The organism is Enterobacter sp. E12, from assembly GCF_014596715.2.
GTDB classification, from domain to species: Bacteria; Pseudomonadota; Gammaproteobacteria; order Enterobacterales; family Enterobacteriaceae; genus Enterobacter; species Enterobacter bugandensis.
Map to the genome: position 1 here is coordinate 529,930 of NZ_CP115601.1, position 18,247 is coordinate 548,176.

Annotated in this window: 16 protein-coding genes and 1 tRNA gene; 13 read left to right on the forward strand and 4 right to left on the reverse strand. The window is 54.8% G+C overall.

Annotation, left to right across the window (positions count from 1 at the left end; translation table 11 throughout):
- Positions 1-166: 166 nt before the first annotated feature.
- The 5 genes from IB212_RS02565 to IB212_RS02585 all read left to right on the forward strand — a co-directional run bounded on the left by IB212_RS02565 (position 167) and on the right by IB212_RS02585 (position 6,977).
- On the forward strand, positions 167-619 hold the full coding sequence (locus IB212_RS02565) for a YhcH/YjgK/YiaL family protein (protein WP_188246043.1): 453 nt from the start codon (positions 167-169) through the stop codon (positions 617-619).
- Positions 620-855: 236 nt separating this feature from the next.
- Positions 856-1,764, forward strand: a complete 909-nt coding sequence (gene yagE / locus IB212_RS02570; protein ID WP_188246042.1) for a 2-keto-3-deoxygluconate aldolase — start codon at positions 856-858, stop codon at positions 1,762-1,764.
- 14 nt (positions 1,765-1,778) lie between these two features.
- A complete protein-coding gene (gene yagF / locus IB212_RS02575; RefSeq protein WP_188246041.1) occupies positions 1,779-3,746 on the forward strand; it encodes a xylonate dehydratase YagF in 1,968 nt (655 codons plus the stop codon).
- A gap of 226 nt (positions 3,747-3,972) precedes the next feature.
- Positions 3,973-5,355 carry an MFS transporter gene (locus IB212_RS02580; protein ID WP_041911435.1) on the forward strand — a complete coding sequence of 461 codons (1,383 nt, stop codon included), beginning with the start codon at positions 3,973-3,975 and terminating at the stop codon, positions 5,353-5,355.
- A gap of 11 nt (positions 5,356-5,366) precedes the next feature.
- On the forward strand, positions 5,367-6,977 hold the full coding sequence (locus IB212_RS02585) for a glycoside hydrolase family 43 protein (RefSeq protein ID WP_041911434.1): 1,611 nt from the start codon (positions 5,367-5,369) through the stop codon (positions 6,975-6,977).
- On the opposite strand, the gene xynR is transcribed toward IB212_RS02585, so the two are convergent.
- The 4 genes from xynR to argL form a co-directional block, all read right to left on the reverse strand.
- Positions 6,962-7,723: a DNA-binding transcriptional repressor XynR gene (xynR, locus tag IB212_RS02590; RefSeq protein WP_041911433.1), complete on the reverse strand. Its 762-nt coding sequence runs from the start codon at positions 7,721-7,723 to the stop codon at positions 6,962-6,964. The two genes, IB212_RS02585 and xynR, sit on opposite strands and share 16 nt — an antisense overlap.
- 208 nt (positions 7,724-7,931) lie before the next feature.
- Positions 7,932-8,366, reverse strand: coding sequence for a DUF3828 domain-containing protein (locus tag IB212_RS02595; RefSeq protein WP_041911432.1), 435 nt, complete (start codon positions 8,364-8,366; stop codon positions 7,932-7,934).
- A gap of 451 nt (positions 8,367-8,817) precedes the next feature.
- The gene (argF, locus tag IB212_RS02600) at positions 8,818-9,822 is read right to left on the reverse strand and encodes an ornithine carbamoyltransferase (RefSeq protein ID WP_041911431.1); all 1,005 of its coding nucleotides are present in this window, start codon (positions 9,820-9,822) and stop codon (positions 8,818-8,820) included.
- Positions 9,792-9,887 (reverse strand): putative translational regulatory protein ArgL, encoded by a 96-nt coding sequence (gene argL / locus IB212_RS02605; RefSeq protein WP_213083700.1) that lies wholly within the window; start codon positions 9,885-9,887, stop codon positions 9,792-9,794. Before argL ends, argF begins: the two co-directional genes overlap by 31 nt.
- Positions 9,888-9,986: 99 nt before the next feature.
- On the opposite strand from argL, the gene rraB reads away from it, so the two are divergent.
- The 8 genes from rraB (at position 9,987) to IB212_RS02645 (ending at position 18,240) form a co-directional block, all read left to right on the forward strand.
- On the forward strand, positions 9,987-10,412 hold the full coding sequence (gene rraB, locus IB212_RS02610; RefSeq protein WP_003862940.1) for a ribonuclease E inhibitor RraB: 426 nt from the start codon (positions 9,987-9,989) through the stop codon (positions 10,410-10,412).
- 46 nt (positions 10,413-10,458) lie between these two features.
- Positions 10,459-11,217 (forward strand): tRNA isopentenyl-2-thiomethyl-A-37 hydroxylase MiaE, encoded by a 759-nt coding sequence (gene miaE, locus IB212_RS02615; RefSeq protein ID WP_041911430.1) that lies wholly within the window; start codon positions 10,459-10,461, stop codon positions 11,215-11,217.
- 30 nt (positions 11,218-11,247) lie between these two features.
- Positions 11,248-11,970, forward strand: coding sequence for a hypothetical protein (locus tag IB212_RS02620; protein ID WP_041911429.1), 723 nt, complete (start codon positions 11,248-11,250; stop codon positions 11,968-11,970).
- 106 nt (positions 11,971-12,076) lie between these two features.
- A tRNA-Leu gene (locus IB212_RS02625) sits at positions 12,077-12,161 on the forward strand.
- A gap of 186 nt (positions 12,162-12,347) precedes the next feature.
- Positions 12,348-13,601 (forward strand): phage integrase central domain-containing protein, encoded by a 1,254-nt coding sequence (locus IB212_RS02630; RefSeq protein ID WP_041911428.1) that lies wholly within the window; start codon positions 12,348-12,350, stop codon positions 13,599-13,601.
- 209 nt (positions 13,602-13,810) lie between these two features.
- On the forward strand, positions 13,811-14,002 hold the full coding sequence (locus tag IB212_RS02635; RefSeq protein ID WP_041911427.1) for a hypothetical protein: 192 nt from the start codon (positions 13,811-13,813) through the stop codon (positions 14,000-14,002).
- A gap of 2 nt (positions 14,003-14,004) precedes the next feature.
- Positions 14,005-17,130 (forward strand): anti-phage-associated DUF499 domain-containing protein, encoded by a 3,126-nt coding sequence (locus tag IB212_RS02640; RefSeq protein ID WP_041911426.1) that lies wholly within the window; start codon positions 14,005-14,007, stop codon positions 17,128-17,130.
- A 24-nt stretch (positions 17,131-17,154) separates the two neighbouring features.
- A complete protein-coding gene (locus tag IB212_RS02645) occupies positions 17,155-18,240 on the forward strand; it encodes an anti-phage-associated DUF3780 domain-containing protein (protein ID WP_102217322.1) in 1,086 nt (361 codons plus the stop codon).
- Positions 18,241-18,247 lie beyond the last annotated feature (7 nt).

Genomic DNA, 18,247 nt, shown 5'->3' on the forward strand with positions numbered 1-18,247 from the left:
ATGCATAACCTCTGCATAATTGCCTGGGCAGGGTTAACAGCAAATTAACACCATTCCCGATAAACATGCGCTCGCGCAAACCTCGTCCAAAAAGGGCTGGTATGGCAGCCTGGATTCTCGTATAAAAGATAAAAATGAAACATTGTTTTATATTGAGGGTTGAAACATGATTATTGGAAACATCCACCATCTCCAGTCCTGGCTGACTGACGATCTGCGCCAGGCCATTGAGTACGTAAAAGCCCACGTTACCGACGCCACGCCGCCCGGCAAGCATGACATCAACGGCAACAGCCTGTTTTATCTGGTCTCTGAAGACATGACCCAGCCATTCGCCGAGCGCCGCGCCGAGTATCACGCGCGCTATCTGGATATCCAGATTGTGCTGAAGGGCCAGGAAGGGATGACGTTCAGCACCCTGCCGCACGGCACGCCGGACACCGACTGGCTGGCGGATAAAGACATCGCGTTCCTGCCGGAAGGCGAGCAGGAGAAAACCGTAGTGCTCAGCGAAGGGGATTTTGTGGTGTTCTGGCCTGGCGAAGTGCATAAGCCGCTGTGCGCGGTGGGGGCGCCGGCGCAGGTGCGTAAGGTTGTGGTGAAGATGCTGGTAGAGTAACCCCTCACCCCGGCCCTCTCCCACGGGGAGAGGGTGTAAAAGTTCCCTCTCCCTGTGGGAGAGGGTTAGGGTGAGGGCACCAGACCGCACCTTCGCATAATGTGATCCAGCTTAAACTTCCCGCACTCCCTCCTCATCTCCCATTTACCTCCCCTTTTTCTGCGTCATAGTATGATCGTTAAATTAATGAACGCTGTTCTATAATATAGAACAAAATGATTCAGCAAGGAGATCTCATGCCGCAGTCCGCGTTGTTCACGGGAATCATTCCCCCTGTCTCCACCATTTTTACCGCCGACGGCCAGCTTGATGAGCAGGGCACCGCCGCGCTGATCGACGATCTGATCGCTGCGGGCGTTGACGGCCTGTTCTTCCTGGGCAGCGGCGGCGAGTTCTCCCAGCTCAGCGCCGAAGAGCGTAAAACCATTGCCCGATTTGCTATCGATCATGTCGATCGTCGTGTGCCGGTGCTGATCGGCACCGGCGGCACCAACGCCCGGGAAACCATTGAACTCAGCCAGCACGCGCAGCAGGCGGGGGCGGACGGCATCGTGGTGATCAACCCCTACTACTGGAAGGTGTCGGAAGCAAACCTGATCCGCTATTTCGAGCAGGTGGCCGACAGCGTCACGCTGCCGGTGATGCTCTATAACTTCCCGGCGCTGACCGGGCAGGATCTGACTCCGGCGCTGGTGAAAACCCTGGCCGATTCGCGCAGCAATATTATTGGCATCAAAGACACCATCGACTCCGTCGCCCACCTGCGCAGCATGATCCTCACCGTTAAAGCCGCTCATCCGCACTTCACCGTGCTGTGCGGCTACGATGATCATCTGTTTAATACCCTGCTGCTCGGCGGCGACGGGGCGATTTCGGCCAGCGGCAACTTTGCCCCGCAGGTGTCGGTGAATCTTCTGAAAGCCTGGCGGGATAAAGACGTGGCGAAAGCGGCTGAGTATCATCAGACCCTGCTGCAAATCCCGCAGATGTATCAGCTGGATACGCCGTTTGTGAACGTCATTAAAGAGGCGATCGTGCTTTGTGGCCGCCCGATCTCCACGCACGTGCTGCCACCCGCCACGCCGCTGGACGAGCCGCGTAAGGCGCAGCTGAAAACCCTGCTGCAACAGCTCAAGCTCTGCTGAGCCGGACGATAACGATGACCATTGAAAAAATTTTCACCCCGCAGGACGATGCGTTTTATGCGGTGATCACCCACGCGGCGGGGCCGCAGGGCGCGCTGCCGCTGACCCCGCAGATGCTGATGGAATCCCCCAGCGGCAACCTTTTCGGCATGACGCAGAACGCCGGGATGGGCTGGGATGCCAACAAGCTGACCGGCAAAGAGGTGCTGATTATCGGTACCCAGGGCGGTATTCGCGCCGGAGACGGACGCCCGGTTGCGCTGGGCTACCACACCGGGCACTGGGAAATCGGCATGCAGATGCAGGCGGCGGCGAAGGAGATCACCCGCAACGGCGGGATCCCGTTTGCGGCCTTCGTCAGCGATCCGTGCGACGGGCGCTCGCAGGGCACGTACGGCATGTTCGACTCCCTGCCGTATCGTAACGACGCGGCGATCGTGTTTCGCCGTCTGATCCGCTCTCTGCCCACGCGCCGGGCGGTGATCGGCGTGGCCACCTGCGATAAAGGGCTACCCGCCACCATGATCGCGCTGGCCTCCATGCACGACCTGCCGACCATTCTGGTGCCGGGCGGGGCGACGCTGCCGCCGACCGTGGGGGAAGACGCAGGCAAGGTGCAGACCATCGGCGCGCGCTTTGCCAACCACGAGCTCTCATTGCAGGAGGCCGCCGAGCTCGGCTGTCGCGCCTGCGCCTCGCCGGGCGGCGGGTGTCAGTTCCTCGGCACGGCGGGCACCTCGCAGGTAGTGGCGGAAGCGCTGGGGCTGGCGCTGCCGCACTCCGCGCTGGCACCGTCCGGGCAGGCGGTGTGGCTGGAGATCGCCCGCCAGTCGGCGCGGGCGGTGAGCGAGCTGGATAACCGCGGCATCACCACGCGCGATATCCTCACCGATAAAGCCATCGAAAACGCCATGGTGATCCACGCGGCGTTCGGTGGTTCAACGAACTTACTTCTGCACATCCCGGCCATCGCCCACGCGGCGGGCTGCACTATTCCGGACGTAGAGCACTGGACGCGCGTCAACCGCAGGGTGCCGCGCCTGGTGAGCGTGCTGCCCAACGGCCCGGACTATCACCCGACCGTGCGCGCGTTCCTCGCGGGCGGCGTGCCGGAAGTGATGCTCCACCTGCGCGATCTCGGCCTGCTGCATCTGGACGCCATCACCGTCACCGGCCAGACGGTGGGCGAGAACCTCGACTGGTGGCAGACGTCCGAGCGCCGTAAGCGCTTCCGCCAGTGCCTGCGCGAGCAGGACGGCGTGGAGCCGGATGACGTGATCCTGCCGCCGGAGAAAGCCAAAGCGAAAGGGCTGACCTCGACGGTCTGCTTCCCGACGGGCAACATCGCGCCGGAAGGTTCGGTGATCAAGGCCACGGCGATCGACCCGTCGGTGGTGGGTGACGATGGCGTTTACCGCCACACCGGCCGGGTGCGGGTGTTTGTCTCGGAAGCGCAGGCGATCAAGGCCATCAAGCGGGAAGAGATTAAGCAGGGGGATATCATGGTGGTGATAGGCGGCGGCCCGTCCGGCACCGGTATGGAAGAGACCTACCAGCTTACTTCCGCGCTGAAGCATATCTCGTGGGGCAAAACGGTGTCGTTAATCACCGATGCGCGCTTCTCGGGCGTGTCGACGGGCGCCTGCTTCGGCCACGTGTCTCCGGAGGCGCTGGCGGGCGGACCGATTGGCAAGCTGCGCGACAACGACATCATCGAGATTGCCGTCGACCGACTGACCCTCACGGGCAGCGTGAACTTTATCGGCACCGCGGATAACCCGCTGACGCCGGAGGAGGGCGCGCGCGAGCTGGCGCTGCGGCAGACGCACCCGGACCTGCACGCCCACGACTTTTTGCCGGACGATACCCGGCTGTGGGCGGCATTGCAGTCGGTGAGCGGCGGCACCTGGAAAGGCTGTATTTATGACACCGATAAAATTATTGAGGTAATTAACGCCGGTAAAAAAGCGCTCGGCATTTAATTATTTTTCACGCGATTGTCGTCTACGGAATATATTCCGTGGGCGGCTTTTCCGTATCTGTAATTTGTTAATTTAAACAATATGTTGCGATATATCGTTGGCGTCACAAAAGCAAAATAACGTAATTCAGAAATAAGATATGACCATTGCTGGTTAATTGAACAGCTCATTACACTCCATTAACACGATGTTGTAATTCAGCACACTAAATAAGGGTGTAATTCTGATGACGCAATTAACCATGAAAGACAAAATTGGCTACGGGCTGGGTGACACCGCCTGCGGCTTCGTCTGGCAGGCTACCATGTTCCTGCTGGCCTATTTCTACACCGACGTGTTTGGACTCTCCGCGGGCATTATGGGCACGCTGTTTTTAGTCTCCCGCGTGCTCGACGCCGTGACCGACCCGCTGATGGGGCTGCTGGTAGACCGCACCCGCACGTGGCACGGCCAGTTCCGCCCGTTCCTGCTGTGGGGCGCCATCCCGTTTGGCATCGTCTGCATGCTGACCTTCTACACGCCGGACTTCTCCGCGCAGGGCAAAATCATCTACGCCTGCGCGACCTACATTCTCCTGACCCTGGTCTACACCTTCGTTAACGTGCCCTACTGCGCCATGCCCGGCGTCATCACCGCCGACCCGAAAGAGCGCCACGCCCTTCAGTCCTGGCGTTTCTTCCTCGCCGCGGCGGGCTCGCTCGCCATCAGCGGCATCGCGCTGCCGCTGGTCAGCATCATCGGCAAGGGGGATGAGCAGGTGGGCTATTTCGGCGCCATGTGCGTGCTGGGGCTGACCGGCGTGGTGCTGCTCTACGTCTGCTTCTTCACCACCAAAGAGCGCTACACCTTTGAGGTGCAGCCGGGCTCGTCGGTGGCGAAAGATCTCAGGCTGCTGCTCGGCAACGGCCAGTGGCGCATCATGTGCGCGTTCAAGATGATGGCGACCTGCTCCAACGTGGTGCGCGGCGGGGCGACGCTCTATTTCGTGAAATACGTGATGGATCACCCGGAGATGGCGACCCAGTTTTTACTCTACGGCAGCCTCGCCACCATGTTCGGCTCGCTCTGCTCGTCCCGCCTGCTAGGCCGCTTCGACCGCGTCACCGCCTTTAAGTGGATCATCGTCGCTTACTCGCTCATCAGCCTGCTGATTTTCTTCACCCCGGCCGAGCACATCGCCCTGATTTTCGCCCTCAACATCCTGTTCCTGTTCGTCTTTAACACCACCACGCCGCTACAGTGGCTGATGGCCTCCGACGTGGTGGATTACGAGGAGAGCCGCAGCGGGCGTCGCCTCGACGGGCTGGTGTTCTCCACCTATCTGTTCAGCCTGAAGATTGGCCTGGCGATTGGCGGGGCGGTGGTGGGCTGGATCCTGGCCTGGGTGAACTACTCCGCCAGCAGCAGCGTGCAGCCGGTTGAGGTGCTCACCACCATCAAAATTCTGTTCTGCGTGGTGCCGGTGGTGCTCTACGCGGGCATGTTCATCATGCTGTCGTTCTACAAGCTCACCGACGACCGCGTGGAGGCCATCAGCCAGCAGCTTATCAAACACCGCGCGGCGCAGGGCGAGGCCGTACCCGACGCCGCGACAGCCGCATCCCATTAACCGGAGGCAACATGGAAATTACTAACCCGATCCTGACCGGCTTCAACCCGGACCCGTCCCTCTGCCGTCAGGGCGAGGACTACTACATCGCCACCTCGACCTTCGAGTGGTTCCCGGGCGTGCGCATCTATCACTCCCGCGACCTGAAAAACTGGTCGCTGGTCAGCACGCCGCTGGACCGCGTGTCGATGCTGGACATGAAGGGCAATCCGGACTCCGGCGGCATCTGGGCGCCTTGCCTGAGCTACGCCGACGGCAAATTTTGGCTGCTCTATACCGACGTGAAGATTGTCGACTCACCGTGGAAAAATGGCCGCAACTTCCTCGTCACCGCGCCGTCCATTGAGGGGCCGTGGAGCGAGCCGATCCCGATGGGCAACGGCGGGTTCGATCCGTCCCTGTTCCACGATGACGATGGCCGCAAGTACTACCTCTACCGTCCGTGGGGGCCGCGCCACCACAGCAACCCGCACAACACCATCGTGATGCAGGAGTTTGACCCGCAGACCGGCACGCTCTCGCCCGATCGCAAAACGCTGTTTACCGGCACGCCACTCTGCTACACCGAAGGGGCGCATCTTTATCGCCACGCGGGCTGGTACTACCTGATGGTTGCCGAGGGCGGCACCAGCTACGAGCACGCCGTTGTGGTACTGCGTTCCAAAAATATCGACGGGCCGTACGAGCTTCACCCGGACGTAACGATGATGACCAGCTGGCACCTGCCGGAGAACCCGCTGCAAAAGAGCGGCCACGGCTCGCTGCTGCAAACCCATACGGGAGAATGGTATATGGCCTACCTCACCAGCCGCCCGCTGCGCCTGCCCGGCGTGCCGCTGCTGGCCTCCGGCGGGCGCGGCTACTGCCCGCTGGGGCGCGAGACCGGCATCGCCCGCATTGAGTGGCGCGACGGCTGGCCGTACGTGGAAGGCGGCAAGCACGCGCAGCTGACCGTGCCCGGCCCGCAGGTGGCGGAGCAGCCCGCAGCCGCTCAGGGTAACTGGCGGGATGATTTCGACGGCAGTACGCTTGACCCGGAGCTGCAGACCCTGCGCATTCCGTTCGACGACACCCTCGGCTCGCTCACCGCCCGCCCGGGCTACTTACGGCTCTACGGCAACGACTCGCTCAACTCGACCTTTACCCAGTCGACCTTGGCGCGCCGCTGGCAGCACTTTACCTTCCGGGCCGAGACGAAGATGCAGTTCTCGCCGGTTCACTTCCAGCAGAGTGCCGGGCTGACCTGCTACTACAACAGCAAAAACTGGAGCTACTGCTTTATGGATTACGAGGAGGGGCAGGGGAGGACCATCAAGGTGATCCAGCTCGACCACAACGTGCCGTCGTGGCCGCTGCACGAGCAGCCCATTTCGGTGCCGGAACATGCGGAGAGCGTCTGGCTGCGGGTGGACGTAGATAAGCTGGTCTACCGCTACAGCTACTCGTTCGACGGCGAGACGTGGCACGCCGTGCCGGTGAACTATGAAGCGTGGAAGCTGTCGGATGACTACATCGGAGGGCGCGGCTTCTTTACCGGCGCGTTTGTGGGGCTGCACTGCGAGGACATCAGCGGCGACGGCTGTCACGCGGACTTCGACTACTTCACCTACGAGCCGGTATAGCCCAGCGCGCGTGACAGCTCGAGCCCGGCCTGCTGAAGCTCCTTGCGGAAGCGGGCCAGCTCGGCGTCATCCACGCGGGAGGTGAGCGTCGACAGGCTCAGGGCGGCAATCACGCGGGATTCGTGGTTCCACACCGGCACCGCCACGCAGCGCACGCCCTGCTCGTTCTCTTCGCTGTCCAGGGCATAGCCCTGCTCGCGGGTCTGCGTCAGGGCGGTCATTAACGCTTCGCGGGAGGCGAGGGTAGCGGGGGTAAAGGTGGTGTACTGATAGCCCTCCAGCAGGGCGTTCAGCTCGGCCTCGCCCAGCCAGGCAATCAACACCTTGCCGATGGCGGTGGCGTGAACCGGCAGGCGGCGGCCGATGCGCGAATAGGCGATGGCGGCGAGCTTGCCTTCAATCTTCTCGATATAGACCCCTTCACGCCCGTCCAGGATCCCCAGATGGGTGGTCTGCCCGGTACGCTGTGACAGCTCTGTCAGCCAGCCTTTCGCCTTCTGGCGAATATCGATGGAGCCCACGACAAAATGGCCGCGCTCGACCAGCTTCATGCCAAGGCGATATTTGCCGTTCTCCGGGTTCTGATCGATATAGCCGTGAAGCTGGAGGGTTTTCAGCAGCGAGTGGAGGGTACTCTTGCTCAGCCCCATCAGTTTGCTGATGTCGGTGATCTTAAGCTCGGTGGCCTGCTCGTTGAACAGGTCGAGGATCTGCAACGCACGTTCAACAGACTGAATAATCGGCATAATGCTGGCATGTCCACGCTGGAATGAAGGCGAAAACGTACCTTTTTCGGGGTGAAAAATCAATTGAGTAGAGCGGGTTGTGGGAGAAAAGGCATCAGGCCGCATCGTCGCCTGATTTGCCCGGCGGCGCTACGCTTGCACGGGCCTACGGGTTTTGTAGGCCGGGTAAGCGCAGCGCCACCCGGCTACATTATTGTTAGCGGGGGAATCAATTATTATCCCGTGCAGCGACAGACTGAATTTTCCAGATCCCATCTTCTTTAACCATGCAATCAATAACTGTGTGCTGGGTCTTATTGCCGAACGTGATATTCACGTTTACACAGACCGGGTCTGAATCATACGAATCAATAGCCACATTCTCAGCCCAGTCCTCGCCGATATATTGCGATTTCATAAAAAAATCAGCCTCGTAAAATTCAGCGTCGGCATAACGGGGATCGTCTGCATGACGTAATTTTTTCATGGTGCTGGCCGTAACGAACTTATCGATTTCATTTCCCTGTTGGATGGGATAACGATCGTTGTTCACTTGTTTAATGTACCAGCGATTGAATTCAAGGGCGCGCTGCATCGGTATCTGAAAATCTTCGGCCCCCAATGCTGCTGTGCTGAATAACACAATTAAGATGAGCTTATTCATATTAATAATGCCTGTATAAGGTTATTGCTGGCTGAAGTTGGCGATAGGTTGGCCCCTTCGATTTTAAGCCCTCCGGCTCGAATGGCGGCGGCGATTGCGCGAGCGCGATAGTGTCCAGTATGGGTTAGTGCGTGGCTACGGGCGTATGACACAGCTTCATGCTTATTCCATGACATAAATAATCCTTATTAACGAAATGCAGCAATAAGGAAATATTACGCCGATAATATACGGTGTTTTGTAATTGATAATGACCTGATATTAACCATTATCTACTCAATAAATAATGATTAATAAAAACATAAATACTTATTATGGTTAATGCCTGGCTGAGAAAGCGGCAGTAAAATATTTTTCTGCCAGACCATAACGCTATTGTCGTTTTTAGGGTTTTCGCCCTCTCCCTGTGGGAGAGGGCCGGGGTGAGGGCACCAGACCGCAGACGAGCCAATCACTCCCCAAGCGTCGCTACCATCACCGCCTTAATCGTGTGCATCCGGTTTTCCGCCTGGTCGAACACGATGCTTGCCGCCGACTCAAACACCTCGTCCGTCACTTCCATTCCGCCGTGCAGATCGAACTCCTTCGCCATCTGCTTGCCGAGCGTGGTCTGGTCGTCATGGAACGCCGGCAGACAGTGCAGGAACTTCACGTCCGGGTTGCCGGTCAGCGCCATCATCTGCGCGTTCACCTGATACCCGCGCAGCAGCGCGATCCGCTCCGCCCACTTCTCTTTGGCTTCGCCCATCGACACCCACACGTCGGTATAGATAAAGTCCGCGCCCTTCACGCCCGCCGCCACGTCTTCCGTCAGCGTGATTTTGCCGCCGTGCTTCTCCGCCAGCGCGCTGCACTCCGCCACCAGGCTCTCTTCCGGCCAGCAGGCTTTCGGGGCCACCAGGCGCAGATCCAGCCCGGTCAGCGCCGCCGCTTCCAGCATTGAGTTGCCCATATTGTTGCGCGCGTCACCCGCGTAGACCAGCGTCATCTCGTTAAACGCCTTGCCCGGCAGGTGCTCCTGCATGGTCAGCAGGTCCGCCAGCAGCTGGGTCGGGTGGAACTCGTTGGTCAGCCCGTTCCACACCGGCACGCCCGCATACTGCGCCAGCGTTTCGACCACGTCCTGGCCGTGGCCGCGATACTGAATGCCATCGTACATCCGCCCGAGCACGCGCGCGGTGTCCTTAATTGACTCTTTATGACCAATCTGGCTGCCGCTCGGCCCTAAATAGGTAACGCGCGCGCCCTGGTCAAATGCGGCAACTTCGAAAGAGCAACGGGTACGGGTCGAGTCTTTTTCGAAGATGAGCGCGACGTTTTTACCGATAAGCTTTTGTACTTCCTTGCCATTTTTTTTATCGGCTTTGAGCTGTGCGGCAAGGGTCAGCAGAGAAGTGAACTGTGCAGGGGTAAAGTCGAGCAATTTCAGAAAGTGTTTCTTGTACAGATCAGACATTTTATCCTCGCATGGCGAACGCCACTTATTGAATTAAAATTCACTTTATATGTGTAATTATTCATTTGCAACCCCGTTTCACAAATCTTTCCAACAAAGGTGGAGGCAAACCCGTCCGTGTGTGAAAATAGAAGTATCTGCCGCACTTTAAAGAGGATTGAGCCATGGCAAACCCGGAATTACTGGAAGAGCAACGCGAAGAGACGCGTCTGATTATTGAAGAGCTGCTGGAAGACGGTAGCGATCCGGACGCGCTGTACACCATCGAGCACCATTTCTCTGCGGATGATTTCGACGCGCTGGAAAAAATGGCCGTGGAAGCCTTCAAGCTGGGTTACGAAGTGACCGAGCCGGAAGAGCTGGAAGTGGAAGAGGGCGACACCGTCATTTGCTGCGACATCCTGAGCGAAGGCGCGCTGAAGGCGGAGCTGATCGACGCGCAGGTTGAACAGCTGATGAACCTGGCCGAGAAGTTTGAGGTGGAATACGACGGCTGGGGAACCTACTTCGAAGATCCGAACGGTGAAGACGGCGAAGAAGGCGACGACGAAGATTACGTCGACGAAGACGACGACGGCGTGCGTCACTAAGCGTTTCAGGCGGTGGCCCGCGCCACCGCTTTTTTAAGGCAGAACCATGGATTACCCGCAGATACTCGCCCCCGTACTCAACTTCCTCCAGTGCCCGACCCCGCAAGCATGGATTGATAAAGCCCGCGACCCGACGAACCTGCCGCTGCTGCTCACCGACCACATGGTGTGCGAGCTCAAGGCCGCCCAGACCGCGCTGCTGCTGGTGCGTAAATACGTCGCCGACGAAAGCGGTGCCGACGCGCTGCTCGACTGGCTCAAACCCTACGAACAGTTCACCTTCCGCGACGGCCCGGAGCCGGACTTCATCGCCATGCACAGGCAGATTGGCAAAAGCGTGATGCCCAAAACCGACGACCCGTGGGGCCAGGCGCTCATCGACAGCATGGTGCTGCTGATTAAAGAGGAGCTGCACCATTTCTGGCAGGTGCGAGAGGCGATGCTGGCCCGCGACATTCCGTACGTCAAAATCACCGCCAGCCGCTACGCCAAAGGGATGCTGAAGGAAGTGCGCACCCACGAACCGCTGACGCTGATCGACAAGCTCATCTGCGGCGCCTACATCGAAGCCCGCTCCTGCGAACGCTTCGCCGCGCTGGCCCCGTTCCTCGACGACGACCTGCAGAAGTTCTATCTCTCGCTGCTGCGCTCGGAAGCGCGCCACTATCAGGACTACCTGACGCTGGCCCGGCAGGTGAGCGACGACGATATCTCACCGCGCATACAGCTTTTTGGCGAAATTGAAGCCACACTTATCTCGACACCGGACACCGAGTTTCGCTTCCACAGCGGCGTGCCGGTGTAAACCGGCATAGCGAAAGGATAAGGATGCGAGATGAATAAAACGTGGACCCGTATTGTGATTGTCGTCGTCGCGGCCGCCGCCGTGGCGTTCTGGGTGTTCTTTGACAGGCAGCGTGCCCCCGAACACCAGATTGATACCACCCTCAACGCGATGCCCGCCTGGCAGGTGATTAAGGAGCAGGAGCCCGCGCTGCATCAGCGCATCCTCGACCAGATGGCTGCCCTGCAAAAAGCGGGCGAGCCGGAGCAGCAGATTATCGACACCATCCAGCCGCAGATCCTGCATCTGCAGATGTCGCGCCTGCAGAACGCCCCGGACGCCAACGTGGTGAACTACATGACCATCAACATGGAGCAGACCGCTGCCATCCAGAAGGTGAGCGACGACGCCTGCTTCCGCTTCCTCTACCCGATGGTGAAGGGCGGCGTGAACCCGATGCGCATGCTGGATAAAGACCTGATGACGCGGCGCATGCAGGCCGACGCCGACATGATGCGCGCGGCCTACGGCAAAAACCGCCACACCGTGACCCCGGCCGAACGCGAGGCGGCCGTCGAGGATGTGCGTCCGATTATGAAGCAACTTGCCGATAAGTACGGCGAGGACATCCAGCTGTTGCAGATGCCGGAGAAGGCGGCGGGCAAAGAGAAGCTCTCCTGCGATATGGTGCAGGATATGTGGGCGAAGGTGCTGTCGCTGCCGGAGCAGAAGGCGGCAGGGGTGATTCGGCTGGCGGTGTCTGAGCTGGAGTGACGAAGGGCGCTGGTTTTTTGGGCACTTAGCGCAGGTTTAGCGCGTCGTCGCTTGCATGGCGGCGCGCGACAGGTATAATCCACAACGTTTCCGCATCCCCTTCAGTGCCGAAGTGGCGAAATCGGTAGACGCAGTTGATTCAAAATCAACCGTAGAAATACGTGCCGGTTCGAGTCCGGCCTTCGGCACCATCGGAACATCAATAGACGTCAACGGACGTCTTTTTTTGTGCCTGAAATCCAGTATTTAACCATTATTCCCGCTATATTAAGTCTCTCAAGGTCAACCGACTTCAACCTACATCTACCAACAGGTGTTGGTACAGATGATGGTATTTCCGGTTCGATAATGCTTGTACCAACAGGGAGGGGATAAGCATGGCTCTAACAGATATCAAAGTCAGAACAGCCAAGCCAACGGATAAGCAATACAAACTGACCGATGGCAACGGTATGCATCTTCTTGTTCATCCAAATGGCTCTAAGTACTGGCGTTTGCAGTACCGATTTGGCGGAAAGCAAAAGATGCTGGCTCTGGGTGTTTACCCTGATGTGTCACTCGCTGATGCAAGGGGGCGCCGTGATGAAGCTCGTAAACTTTTGACAAACAGCATCGATCCGGGAGATAAAAAGAAAAATGATAAGGTTGAGCAGGAAGAAGCACGTACTTTCGAACAACTTGCTATTGAGTGGCATGCCACAAATAAAAAGTGGTCGGAAGAACATAGCCGACGCGTGCTTAAAAGCCTGGAGGACAACCTCTTTCCAGCCATAGGTAAGCGTAATATTGCCGAATTAAAAACGCGCGACCTTTTAGCGCCTATCAAAGCTGTTGAGTTGTCTGGGCGTTTTGAAGTGGCTTCCCGTCTACAGCAGCGCACCACCGCAATTATGCGCTATGCGGTACAGAGTGGTTTGCTTGACTATAATCCCGCGCAGGAGATGGTCGGTGCCGTTGCTTCAAGTAACAGACAGCATCGAGCTGCTCTTGAATTGAAACGTATTCCCGAGCTTCTGCAACGCATTGATAGCTATACCGGTAGACCTTTAACTCGCCTTGCCGTTGAGCTAACCCTGCTCGTCTTCATTCGTTCCAGTGAACTGCGTTTTGCCCGTTGGTCAGAGATCGATTTTGAAACATCTATGTGGACGATTCCAGCTGAGCGAGAAGCAATTGAAGGGGTAAAGCACTCCCAGCGTGGCTCAAAAATGCGTACACCTCATCTGGTACCGCTTTCCCGACAGGCTCTGTCAATTCTCGAGCAGATTAAGATCTTCAGTGGTGATCATGAACTGATCTTTATTGGCGATCACAATCCTCGCAAACCGATGAGCGAGAATACGGTGAACAAATCTTTGCGAGTCATGGGATATGACACAAAGGTTGAAGTGTGCGGCCACGGCTTCAGGACAATGGCGTGTAGTTCGTTGATTGAGTCAGGGTTGTGGTCGAGGGATGCAGTCGAGCGGCAGATGAGCCATATGGAGCGTAACTCTGTGCGTGCAGCTTATATTCATAAAGCCGAGCATCTTGCTGAGCGTAGATTGATGCTGCAGTGGTGGGCTGATTTTCTTGATGCTAACCGGGAGAGGGCAGTTAGTCCATTTGATTTTGGGAAGATAGGCCGGTGAATAGATTGTAAATCTGCGGCCTGAAGTGCTAGGCCGCAACAAAGTAGATGCTGAGTACCTATGGTAGGCAAAATGGGCAAACAATAACCGTAAAGTGTATGTCGGAATCAGCACGGGATTCAAAAAAGTTATGTGGTCGAGTCGATTGTTCAGTAAAACCTAATACTGTATATTGCAGTACATTTGCAAGCATTCTTCGGGAGTGTGATATGGCTACTACCAAAACTGCGACGCTTACTATCCGGTTGGATCCTGGATTGAAGGACGCGTTGCGAGCTGCCGCACAAGTGGAACATCGTTCTATCGCTAACATGATAGAAATGCTGATCCGCGAGCATTGCGTGAAAAATGATATAGCCATCAAGCAGTCCGAGAACTCGGATCAACGTGGGGAACGTTAAACATGATCAAGACAGTGAAGCAGGCGTGTCGTTTTAATCCTGTTATTAAGGATTACAGAATGAGCCAGGGAATTGAGAATCTGGCTGATCTGATAAACGACGCAGGCGATGGCAAAGAATTCTTTTCAAGGAACTTTGTTACTCACGGTATGGAACAACTTTTCCGAGAAGGGATGCTTCGCCTGTCTGGTAAGTCAGATCAAGCGGTTTTCGAGCTCACTCAAGCCATGGGGGGCGGTAAAACCCACATGATGATTGCGCTAGGCCTGCTTGCAAAACACACACACTTACGCCCTGAGGTCTTATCTGCTGATCTTAATAAGCGCTTAGACTTTGGCAATGCAAGAATTGCTGCGTTTAATGGTCGAAACAACCCTGACAATTATATCTGGGGAGATATTGCTACTCAACTCGGTGAATCAGAGAAGATTAAACAGCACTGGATTAATGGTCCTAAATCTGTTGACCAACAAAAGTGGAAAGAGATCATCGGTGATACTCCCACACTGATAATGATTGACGAGTTGCCACCTTATCTCGATAACGCAAGTACCCAGGTTTACGGTTCAGGAACACTTGCTAACATGGTAGTTTACAGTCTTAGTACCTTGATGAGTGCTGCATTAGAACTACCAAACTGCTGTATTGTCATTGCAAATTTGTCTGGCAGCTATGGTGTCCAGACCAAAGCATTGAAAGAAGCTATTTCAAACCTGCAGCAAGAAACTCGCAGGCAGTCGATGACCATTACTCCGGTACAATTGTCGGGTAATGAGATCTATGAAATCCTTAAAAAGCGGCTAATTGATGAACTGCCAGATGAGCAAACTATCAATGAGGTTGCTGAGGAATATGCCCAACAAATTAAAAAAGCAGAAGACGGCGGATACATTGTTGCAGCAAGCATTGAACAAATTGCTGAGCAAGTCAGGGAGACTTATCCCTTCCATCCATCGTTCAAGCATTTAGTCGCTCTGTTCAAAGAAAACGAAGGCTTCAGGCAAACTCGTGGCCTGATGCAATTTACGGCTCGCCTACTAAAAAGCGTGGAACAGCGCCAGACCGATGATGTTTTCCTTATTGGTACACAGCATCTCGACCTCAATGACGAACAAGTTAATGACGAGATTGAACGAATTTCGCCAAAGCTGATTCCTGCGGTAACTAGAGATATTGCTGACAAGGGTGACGCTATTGCTGAAACTATTGATAGCGAACTTAGTAATGATGCGGCCAGCCAATTAATGACTCTGCTGCTTGCATCCTCATTGTCTCGTGCAGTAGGGGGGCGTATAGGTCTGACGGAAAGCGAAGTAATTGAATACTTAGCCGCTCCTAATCGCAAGGCAGATGAGTTCCTTGATGCGCTCCAAAAACTACGCGAGCAAGCCTGGTACTTGCACCGCGAAGATCAGCGTTTCTACATTAAAGAAACAGAAAATCTTTCGCGCCAGATCGAGCGTAACGCTAAGGAATTACCACAGCCAAAAATTGATCAGGCTCTAATTAATCGGCTCAAAGGTATCCTTCAGCCCAATCGTCGTAATGTCTATCAGGAAGTACAGATTCTTCCACGTTTGGACGAACTCAAACTAAGTGGACCTCGTGTCCTTATTGTGATTAAGCCTGATGGTAAAGTGCCGCCTAGCGAACTTACTAATTTCTTTGAGTTTCAGCAGGAAAAAAACAACTTACTTGTGCTCACTGGACAGGACAGCATCATGGCTGACGCAGTAGAAGATCGTCTGCGTGAGCTGTATGCCATCGAACAAATTACCAAACGCCTGAAGGCGGGTGATACCTTATATGAGGAAGCTCGCGACAGGTTAGAAGAAGCGGAAGGACGTTTTATCAAAGCCTTGTCTGCAGCTTATAATACAATCCTGTTTCCCGGGATTGATGATATCGATGGTTCTGAACGTTTGCTCAAAGTCACAATTGATCATGGATTAAAAGTTGGGGAAGGTGACCAATCTGCCGAAACTCAAATTGAAAATTTGATGGCAGATCCAAGAGCTAACTATAAATTAGCGTCAGATTTGGAAAAGGAATTCACTCAGTTTTTTGCTATGGCAGAGTCGGAGCTTTGGCCTTCTGGTGCCAATAACCGTCGCACCCCATGGAAGGATATCGTCAACCGCGCTAAATGCAATTCAGGCTGGCCTTGGATGCCTGGCGGCAGTGGAATGGATACCCTCAGGGCAGCAGCACTCAAGCAAGGGCGCTGGAGAATGGGGGAGGATGGCTATATAGAAAAAGGTCCATTCCCGAAAGAAAAAACCAGTGTTAACGTTACGTTGGTAGGTACTAACCCTGAAAATGGAGAGTCATTGATCTGTTTGACTCCAAGAAATGCGGGCGAGAGTCCAGTTATCTATTTCTCGACTAAACCAGAAGTATTGGATACTGATCCAAAAGTTGATGATTTGGAAAATTTTAGTACGGGGGAAGGTACTCTTTATTTTAAAGTTGCCGATCCGACCGGAAAGTATGAGTGTGGGCCCGCAACGCGCTGGGTTGCAGATCTAAAAATAAGACATCAAATTGAACCTTCCGCAGATAAACGAAAGGTTACCTTACAGTGTACGCCGAAAGCCGAGATGTACTACACCTTGGATGGCTCGAATCCGAAAGATGGGCAACTCTATGTTTCTCCCTTTGAAGTTGGCTCTAATGCTGCTCGCTTGTTGGTTTACGCTAAATCAGGTGAAGCAACCAAAACAGCAGACTTCCCGATACAGCATAGCGGCGACAAAACTGTACAGATAGATGACACCAAGCCAGCGAGTTTAATCAGTGGCAAGCGTGTACCCCTCGATACCACAGAAAAGGTCTTCAAGGTGTTAAACCGCTTTAAAGATCAAGCAAACACACGCTTTAAAGGTGTTCGCATTGAGATCGGTGAAGGAGAGAACACTGTTGGTATTCGCTTTGGAGAGCGTCAAATCACGGCCGTGATGATCGAGGCGACTATAAATAGCCTGCGGGACGTATTGAACGAAGCTGATGCTAATGTCTCGATTGCTGTAAAAGATGGTATCGATTTTGAAAATGGCTTTGAAGCCAAAGAGTTCGCTAAGTTAGTTGGTATTGAGTTGAAACCTGGTGACATTGCTCAAGAAGAGTAATCCCCTAAAACAGAGACTAGATATATGGCCAAGGCACAATCAAATAAAACCACGACAGGTGTTAAGCATCCGACGCTGGGTTTCGGTGTGCCTGCTAGCAGTGATCCTCACCACTTTAAAGTGATCATTCCAAAGTCAAGTACCGGTAAAGTGCAAATTAGTGAGTATCTTGGTTTGCAGGCGCAAAGCGAAGAATTTTCTGTAGTTGATCGTGTGCAGTTAGACCGCACTCGTTGGACAGCGATACGCGCTGAAGTGCAACGCGCGTTTAATGCTCGCTTGAAAAGCTACGGCTTAGAAACTAGCTCTTGGCAAGTAGGCGAAAACATGCTCGACCGTTTGTTAGGTAAGGAGATTTGTGTACTCGCTTGGGCAATAGAGGGCATGGAAATTGACAATATTCCCGTTGCAGTTCGCAATTGGTTAGCGCTTAGCCCAGAAGAACGTTGGTGGTTATTTGGCATGACAGCTAAGAGTACCGGGGGGGTTGAAGATCGCGATGTTGGTTGGCGTATTGCCTTGCGTCACGCACTTGGCGATATCGTACAAACAGAGCAAATACAATTCACTCAAGACAGCAGTGTCTCTTATAGCCGATATATACCAAAATCACACGAAATAAAGGAACCATCGGTTAGTTATGGTGACCTGAAATCATCTGATGATGCATGCATGTTATCTCACGATACTGGTGGTGACGATTCATTATCTCTCGATGCATCTAATGCTCAATTATCTATTGAACCTGCTCTAGACAACTCAAATGTAGAAGAATTCTTATTCTTGTTTGAAGCCAAGCTTGCAAAGGCTATCGGGCAACCAGTTGGTGAAATGAGCAGCCCAGAGTTTTTGGTTAAAAAAGGTTCTACAGCAAATATTGCTCAAGCTAAATCATTACGTCCAGCCATTCGAGAATTAAGGCAGAAGTTGCTAGATGAAGGTGTTCTCGTGAATCAAGGAGATGTTTATTCCTTTGTACATGAATATCAATTTAAAAGTCCCAGTGCGGCTGCCTGTGTGATAGCTGGTAATCCGCGCAGCGGTATGGATGCTTGGCGGGATCTTCAAGGTCGCAGCCTGAAAGAGCTAGGATATGGAAAAAAGATCTAGCTAAAGA